Below are 7,081 nucleotides of genomic sequence, written 5' to 3' on the forward strand. Positions count from 1 at the left end.
GAACGATCTATGAATGGGGCCGCCCGTGAGATGCCATGTTTGCGCCGCAGCGGGGAAGTCTGAAGCACCACGAAGGATGGGCCCGGCGTCGCTGATTGCCGCTGCCGCCGCGCCGCGTAGCTCGGCTGGACGCGCGAACTAACAGGTCGTTTGGAACGATTCCAGGAAGCTCGGCGGAGCCCGCTTGCGCGAGATCAAGATCGACCAGCGAGTTTGGAATAGCTTCAAAACAGCGGTTTTCCTTTTGCTTCCGCCCCATCTGTTCACTATCCAAAAGCTCGCACCGCCATCATCGGGACCTTCGTACTTCCATGATTGTCTGTTCCTGCAACGTCCTGTCCGACCACGACGTCCGTAGCGCGCTCCATCCCGAGGGCGGGAACGCGAGCAGCGCTGGCGAGGTTCATCGTTGCCTTGGCTGCAGCCGCAAGTGCGGACGCTGCATGCATACGATCCGGAAGATCATGACCGACGCCGGCTGCGCGGCCGGCCACGCTCCCGCCCGCGTTTCCTGAGCCCTCCGAACGCAAGCCTCGCAGTCCGCGGGGATTGCGATCGGTGCGACTTCTGATCTAGAACTATTCCAATTCTAAACTGGACGAGCGGTTCGGCACAGTGCCGCGGCCGTTCGTCGGCGACAGGAGAAGTCATGAAGGGCGACGCGAAGGTCATCGAATATCTCAACCGCGGTTTGCGCAGCGAGCTGACGGCGATCAGCCAGTATTGGTTGCATTACCGGCTGCTGGACAATTGGGGGCTGAAGGACCTCGCCAAGACCTGGCGCAAGGAATCGATCGAGGAAATGGTTCACGCCGACAAGCTGACCGACCGCATCATCTTCCTCGACGGGTTCCCGAACATGCAGGTGCTCGATCCGCTGCGGATCGGCCAGAATGTCAAAGAAGTGCTGAACTCCGATCTGCAGGCGGAGATCGATGCGCGGACGCTTTACCAGGAAGCGGCGACCTACTGCCACAGCGTCAAGGATTACGTGTCCCGTGATCTGTTCGAGCAGCTCATGAAGGACGAGGAACATCACATCGATTTCCTCGAGACCCAGATCGACCTCGTCAACCGTATCGGCGTGGAACTGTATCAGCAGCACCACATCGGCGAACTCGATCACGACTGATCGAACGGGGCGGCGTGCTTCCTAACGGACGCGCGCCGCTCAGGCCGACCGGCGCGCTTGGGCCGGCGGCAAGGGGCAGGCCGCATAGGCCGCCTCGATGGCTGGCTCCGAGCCGTCGACGTGGAGCTCCACCGCAGTGGTACCCGCATTCAGGGAGCGGATCCGGACGAACAGCTTCCCGGATCCGCGGAGTTCGTCGATGAACTGCTGCAGCGCCGCAGTGTCCTCGATCACCAAGACCTTCGATCCCAGCAGCACACGCGACTCCACGGCGTCATGGCCGGGCTTGTCGTCGAAGCGATAGCCGAAGCTGGTGTTGCGGTCCGAGCCGATCTTGATCTGAAATGCGATCTTGGCGATCGGCCGGCTCTCGAAACAGGTGAGCTGCAGGCTCGCCATGTAGAGCGAAGGATTCGCCGAGTTGGTGGCGCCCCAGGCCATCGTGTAGGCGCCTCCCACCGGAGTGCCGGTGATCCGGTCTGGGCTCTGGTCGATCAGCCAGCTTCCGGAGCGCACCGAACTGTGGGTCACGCACCCCGCCAGCGCGATTGCCCCCACCACAGCCGATTTACGCAACACGCCAGCCACATCAGCCTCCAGCGGGTTGTACTATGCAACCCGGGCGTGAGTGCTTTCAACCCTATCATGTGCGGACGTGTGGCAGAGCCGTTCGGCCGATGACGTCTGCTCAGCCTGGCCTGCGGCGAAACGGCCAGTCGATGACTTCGGCCGCGTACAGCGAAGCCCAGATGATGAGCGGCTGCGCAGCAAGTCTCGGGCCGTGGTACCACCAGCTACTCGGCAGCCCGGGAATGTCGATGCCGCCGAGCGCGTGATGGATGTTGGCCGGCCAGACGCACAGCGAGTACAGCGCCAGCGCCACGCCGGCCCACCAGCGCAGCGGCCGGGTCAGCAGCGCCAAGGCCGCTGCGAGTTCGAACAAGCCTGTGAGCAGAATAACTTCGGGAGCGAACGGCACCCATCCGGGCGTCATCGCCAGCAGCTTGTCCGGCACGGCAAGATGCGCGACGCCCGCCGCGGCGAAGAACGCTGCCAGTATCCAGCGCATTATCACGCGATGCAGCGTCCCTGTTTCCGCCACGACTGCGCCATCCTCCATTCACCAGCCGTTCAGTGTTTCGGGCCGTATCATCCTGCGTCAGTTTGCCCCGGTCTTCGTCCGATGATGAACGGCGACGCCATGATGTTCAAGACGCCGATGTTCCAGACGCGCAACTCGAAGCTCGCCGCCGCAGCTGCCGTCGTCCTGATCACTACGTGCGGCAGCGCCACATCACAAGCGGCCGAGCTATCAACGCACGATCTCGCGCTGATCGATCGCCTCAGTTGGGGCGTGAACGCGTCGACGGCCGATCAGGTCCATCGGATCGGCGTCGCGGCCTGGCTGCAGCAGCAGCTTCATCCCGCCGCCGAGACCGTGCTACCCGCGCCGGTGACCGCGCAAATCGACGGGATGCCGGACGCGCACGGCGTGACGCCCGCCATCCTGCTGGCGCTGCAGGAGCAGGCCAAGGAGGCCAACCAGATCCCTGACGAGGAGCAGCGCAAGGCGGCCAAGCAGGCGCAGCAGCAGGCGATGAACGATCGCGGCAAGCAGGCGGCGGCGCGTTCGATCCTGCGGGCGCTGTATGCGCCGGACCAGCTCCGCGAGCGGATGAGCTGGTTCTGGATGAATCATTTCAACGTGCATCAGTACAAAGCCGATCTGCGGCTGTTGGTCGGCGACTACGAGGATCGCGCGATCCGCCCGCACGCGCTCGGCAAATTCGGCGACCTGCTGCGCGCGACGCTGCGGCACCCGGCGATGCTGCGTTATCTCGACAATGCCGGCAACGCGGTTGGCCACATTAACGAGAACTACGCGCGCGAAATCATGGAGCTGCACACCATGGGGGTCGGCAGCGGCTACACGCAGGCCGACGTCGAGGCGCTCGCCAAGATTCTCACCGGCGTCGGCATCGACCTGAAGCCGGAAGACCCGAAGCTGAAGCCGGAGCTGCGACCGCTGCTGGTGCGCGACGGCGCGTTCGAGTTCAATCCGGCGCGCCACGACATGAGCGAGAAGACGTTCCTCGGCCACGTCATCCCGGGCAGCGGTTACGCCGAAGTCGAGCAGGCGCTCGACCTGATCGTGCACAATCCCGCAACCGCGCAGTTCATCTCGCGCAAGATCGCCGTGTACTTCGTCTCCGACAACCCGCCGCCCGCACTGGTTGCGAAAATGGCCAAGGCGTTCGCGGCGTCCGACGGTGACATTTCAGCGGTGGTGACCGCGATGGTGCAGTCGCCGGAGTTCGACGCCGCGCTGAAATCGGGCGATCGCTTCAAGGACCCGGTGAACTACGTCTATTCGGCGGTGCGGCTCGCCTACGACGACAAGGTGATCGCCAACACCGCGCCGATCCAGAACTGGCTCAATCGGCTCGGCGAGGGGCTGTACAATCGGCAGACGCCCGACGGCTACGCGCTCACCAGCGAATCCTGGAGCGGTCCGGGCCAGATGATGCTGCGCTTCGAAATCGCGCGGCAGATCGGCTCGGGATCGGCCGGCTTGTTCAAGCCCGAGGGCCCCGACGCGAAGGATCGTCCGGCATTCCCGCTGGTGCAGAACGCGCTCTACTTCAATGGACTGCGCCAGACGCTGAGTTCGACGACGCGGACCGCGCTCGACAAGGCGATCTCGCCGCAGGACTGGAACACGCTGTATCTGTCGTCGCCCGAATTCATGTACCGGCTGCATGCGGAGGCTCCCCATGAACCGTCGTGATCTGCTCAAGGCTTTCGCTGCGCTCGCACCAATGACTGTCGCCGGCCGAGTCTGGGCCGCGCCAGCAACCGACGCCAAGCTGCTCGTCGTGTTTCTGCGCGGCGCCTATGACGCGGCCAACGTCGTCGTGCCGGTGTCGTCCTCGTTCTACTACGAATCCCGGCCGGCGCTGGCGATCGCGCGGCCCGACGTCGGCAATCCAAACGCCGCGGTGGCGCTCGATGCCGATTGGGGGCTGCATCCGGCGCTGCGCGACAGCCTCGCGCCGCTGTGGGCGAAGCGGGAGATCGCCTTCGTGCCGTTCGCCGGCACCAGCGACGACGTCACCCGTAGTCATTTCGAAACGCAGGACACCATCGAACTGGGGCAGTCGACCGGCGGCGCGCGCGATTATCGCTCCGGCTTCATGAGCCGGCTCGCGGCCGAACTGACCCGCGTGCGGCCGATCGCCTTCACCGATCAATTGCCGCTGATCTTCCGCGGCAAGGCGGAGATTCCGAATATCGCGCTCAACAATGTCGGCAAGCCCGGCGTCGACGATCGCCAGGCGCAGCTGATCAAGGAGATGTACGCCAGGACCAAGCTGGCGTCGGCCGTGTCCGAAGGCTTCCGCGTGCGCGACGAGGTCGTGAAATCGATCTCCGACGAGATGACGGCGGCCAATCGCGGCGCGGTGTCGCCGCGTGGTTTTGAACTATCGGCGCGCCGGATCGGCCGGTTGATGCGCGAGCAGTTCAATCTCGGCTTCGTCGATGTCGGCGGCTGGGATACGCACGTCAACCAAGGCGCCGCGACCGGTTATCTGGCCGATCGGCTCGGTGAGCTTGGCCGCGGCCTCAGCGGGTTCTGCGAGGAGATCGGGCCGACCGCGTGGCGCGATACGGTCGTCGTGGTGATTTCCGAATTCGGCCGCACCTTCCGCGAGAACGGCGACCACGGCACCGATCACGGCCATGGCAGCGTCTATTGGGTGCTCGGCGGCGGATTGAACGGCGGACGCATCGTCGGCGAACAGGTCAAGGTCGAGCAGCCGAAGCTGTTCCAGAACCGCGACTACCCCGTGCTCACCGACTATCGCGCGCTGTTCGCGGGCCTGCTGCAGCGGATGTATGGACTGGATGCTGCAGCCGTCGGGCGCGTGTTTGCCGGGACAAAACCTGTCGACCTCGGGCTGGTGTAGCGACAACTGCGCTTCGAGCCACCCTCAAGCCCGGCCATGACGAGTTGAGGGCGCCTTGTCCATCACTTGATCCGTTCGACGTTGCTCGCCATCGACCGACTGACTAATAGCTTGGTGTGCCTTCAGTCCTTATCGACCACCGTCGTGTCCGGACGATCATCTCCACGCGCGGTTTCTTCGTGCCAGCGGCCGCTAGGGTCTTCGTATTGGATGGCTTCGGTCGAGCCGGGCGCGCGCTGCTCGGCGGCGGCGCGCTTGGCCGCGGCCAGCGCCGCTTCGTGGGTCGGGAAGGTTTCGGAAAAGCTGCCGTCGACCTGATAGGCCCAGCCGCCATCGTGTTCGACGATCTTGTAAGTGACGTCGCTCATCTATGCCTCGCGTGTTGACGGATTGCATTGGTCAACGTCTGCGCGCCGGCGCTGTTCCGCGGTTCACCGCGGTGCGACCAGCACCGCAGCCTCGTTGCGGCGGAGGAAGGGGATGGTGAACGGGGCATCGTAGAACAGCCCGAACGGCTCGCCGCTCGGCTGCCAATTGGTGGCGGCAAGGACCGCGACAAGTTGCTGCTGTCGCGCGGGCAGATCCCGGCCTGTCCAAGTGAAGCGCAGCGTGGCGATGGTTTGCTCCGGCACGGTGACGATCTTGACGCGCGAGTCGGCGGGGACGGGAGCTGTGTCGCCGGTGAACTGTGCTGGAAGGAAAAAACGCATCCGGATCGCGCCGTCCTTGCGCTCGGTCTCGACCGGTGCGGTCATGGCGATTGTCTCGGGGCGTGCGACATCCACCGGGGCGGTCATCGCGATGCGCTGCGCGCCACGGTTGGCACCGGCGATGTAGTTGAACAGCAGGGTGAAGGCCCGGCCATCGGCGCCACTCTCGCGATCGAGCGTGACCTCGGCGGCGAGCCGCGGCGCGTAGCGGCGGATCTCGATGGCCTCGGTGGGGCGATCCAGCACCGTGTAGGCCGGCTCCTCGTAGAGCCGCAGCCCGAACACGCCGAGCACCGACTCGAAGATCAGCACGGTGTAGTACCAGATCGCCGACATCAGCCTCTCCGCATCCTAGCCTGCCTCGACACAGCTAGTGGTGCGATCGTCTATCGCAAGGCTGTCTACGGAGTCTGCCTGCCTCGTTGAAACGGCCCGGCGCCGGGAGGATCGGCGCGCGAGCCGATCCGCTCGGGGTCAGTCCTTGTGTTTGTGCCGCTTTTTCTTGTGCTTCTTGCCGTCGCGGTCCTTGTCGTCGTCCTCGAGGTCTTGATCCTGAGCGGATTCGTCCTGATCGAGCACCGCCGCCTCGCGTTCTGCCGCCTCACGTTCAGCGGACTCGCGTTCTGCGGCTTCGCGCGCTTCGGCGGCCTCTCGCTCGGCCCGCTCGCGCGCTTCCTGCTCGCGCTTCGCCTTGTAGTCCTCATAGGCGTCGAAGATCAGGTGCAGCCATGGCATCACCTGCTCGATCGAGGGCAGCGCGCCGGCGGGGCCGGGCTCGCCGCGCGGGCCAGCTTCGCCACGCGGGCCCTGCTCACCGCGCGGGCCTTGCTCGCCACGCGGCCCCTGCGGACCGGCCTTGCCATCGGGCCCGACCGGACCAGCCTTGCCGTCGGGGCCCGGCTTGCCTTGCGGGCCTTGCGGCCCCGGCTTGCCGTCCGCGCCGGGTTTGCCCTGCGGGCCGGCTTTGCCTTGCGGGCCGGGTTTGCCGACCGGGCCGGGCTTGCCGCGCGGGCCTTCAGGCCCCGGACGCCCCGGATGTCCCTGCGGTCCCGGACGCCCCGGTTCACCCGGACGGCCACGCGGCCCTTGCGGTCCCGGACGTCCGCTACGGGTGGATTCAGCTTCGGCCACGCGTACCCCCAAACGATTCCAACACGCCTCTCCCTTAGCAGAGACGACGTGACGGCTTCAATTCGGCGCCGCGTTTTCCCAGGCGACCGGCAGGTTGAGCAGGCCGCGAAACGCCCAGCCGCCGATCCGCACCGGCTCCC

At 65.6% G+C, this 7,081-nt stretch carries 9 protein-coding genes; 4 read left to right on the forward strand and 5 right to left on the reverse strand.

What is annotated here, in order from left to right:
* Positions 1–311 precede the first annotated feature (311 nt).
* Positions 312–515: a (2Fe-2S)-binding protein gene (locus tag IP86_RS28125; RefSeq protein WP_082364056.1), complete on the forward strand. Its 204-nt coding sequence runs from the start codon at positions 312–314 to the stop codon at positions 513–515.
* Positions 516–649: 134 nt separating this feature from the next.
* Positions 650–1,132, forward strand: a complete 483-nt coding sequence (gene bfr, locus IP86_RS16470) for a bacterioferritin (RefSeq protein ID WP_054163614.1) — start codon at positions 650–652, stop codon at positions 1,130–1,132.
* A gap of 39 nt (positions 1,133–1,171) precedes the next feature.
* On the opposite strand, the gene IP86_RS16475 is transcribed toward bfr, so the two are convergent.
* Both IP86_RS16475 and IP86_RS16480 read right to left on the reverse strand, forming a co-directional pair.
* Complete coding sequence (locus IP86_RS16475) at positions 1,172–1,720, reverse strand: hypothetical protein (RefSeq protein WP_245290650.1); 549 nt, start codon at positions 1,718–1,720, stop codon at positions 1,172–1,174.
* 100 nt (positions 1,721–1,820) lie between these two features.
* The gene (locus tag IP86_RS16480) at positions 1,821–2,201 is read right to left on the reverse strand and encodes a DoxX family protein (protein ID WP_245290653.1); all 381 of its coding nucleotides are present in this window, start codon (positions 2,199–2,201) and stop codon (positions 1,821–1,823) included.
* 132 nt (positions 2,202–2,333) lie between these two features.
* Here IP86_RS16480 and IP86_RS16485 point away from each other — a divergent pair, with 132 nt between their 5' ends.
* Positions 2,334–3,920 (forward strand): DUF1800 domain-containing protein, encoded by a 1,587-nt coding sequence (locus tag IP86_RS16485; RefSeq protein ID WP_245290651.1) that lies wholly within the window; start codon positions 2,334–2,336, stop codon positions 3,918–3,920.
* Positions 3,907–5,100 carry a DUF1501 domain-containing protein gene (locus IP86_RS16490; protein ID WP_054163617.1) on the forward strand — a complete coding sequence of 398 codons (1,194 nt, stop codon included), beginning with the start codon at positions 3,907–3,909 and terminating at the stop codon, positions 5,098–5,100. The genes IP86_RS16485 and IP86_RS16490 overlap by 14 nt, the downstream gene beginning before the upstream one ends.
* A gap of 122 nt (positions 5,101–5,222) precedes the next feature.
* Here the strand turns inward: IP86_RS16490 and IP86_RS16495 are convergent, their stop codons facing one another.
* The 3 genes from IP86_RS16495 to IP86_RS16505 all read right to left on the reverse strand — a co-directional run bounded on the left by IP86_RS16495 (position 5,223) and on the right by IP86_RS16505 (position 6,941).
* A complete protein-coding gene (locus IP86_RS16495; RefSeq protein ID WP_054163618.1) occupies positions 5,223–5,468 on the reverse strand; it encodes a DUF2188 domain-containing protein in 246 nt (81 codons plus the stop codon).
* A gap of 63 nt (positions 5,469–5,531) precedes the next feature.
* On the reverse strand, positions 5,532–6,146 hold the full coding sequence (locus IP86_RS16500; RefSeq protein ID WP_197279847.1) for an SOUL family heme-binding protein: 615 nt from the start codon (positions 6,144–6,146) through the stop codon (positions 5,532–5,534).
* Positions 6,147–6,284: 138 nt separating this feature from the next.
* A complete protein-coding gene (locus IP86_RS16505) occupies positions 6,285–6,941 on the reverse strand; it encodes a collagen-like domain-containing protein (protein WP_054163620.1) in 657 nt (218 codons plus the stop codon).
* Positions 6,942–7,081: the final 140 nt, after the last annotated feature.

The organism is Rhodopseudomonas sp. AAP120 (assembly GCF_001295845.1).
In the GTDB taxonomy this organism is placed as follows: Bacteria; Pseudomonadota; Alphaproteobacteria; order Rhizobiales; family Xanthobacteraceae; genus Rhodopseudomonas.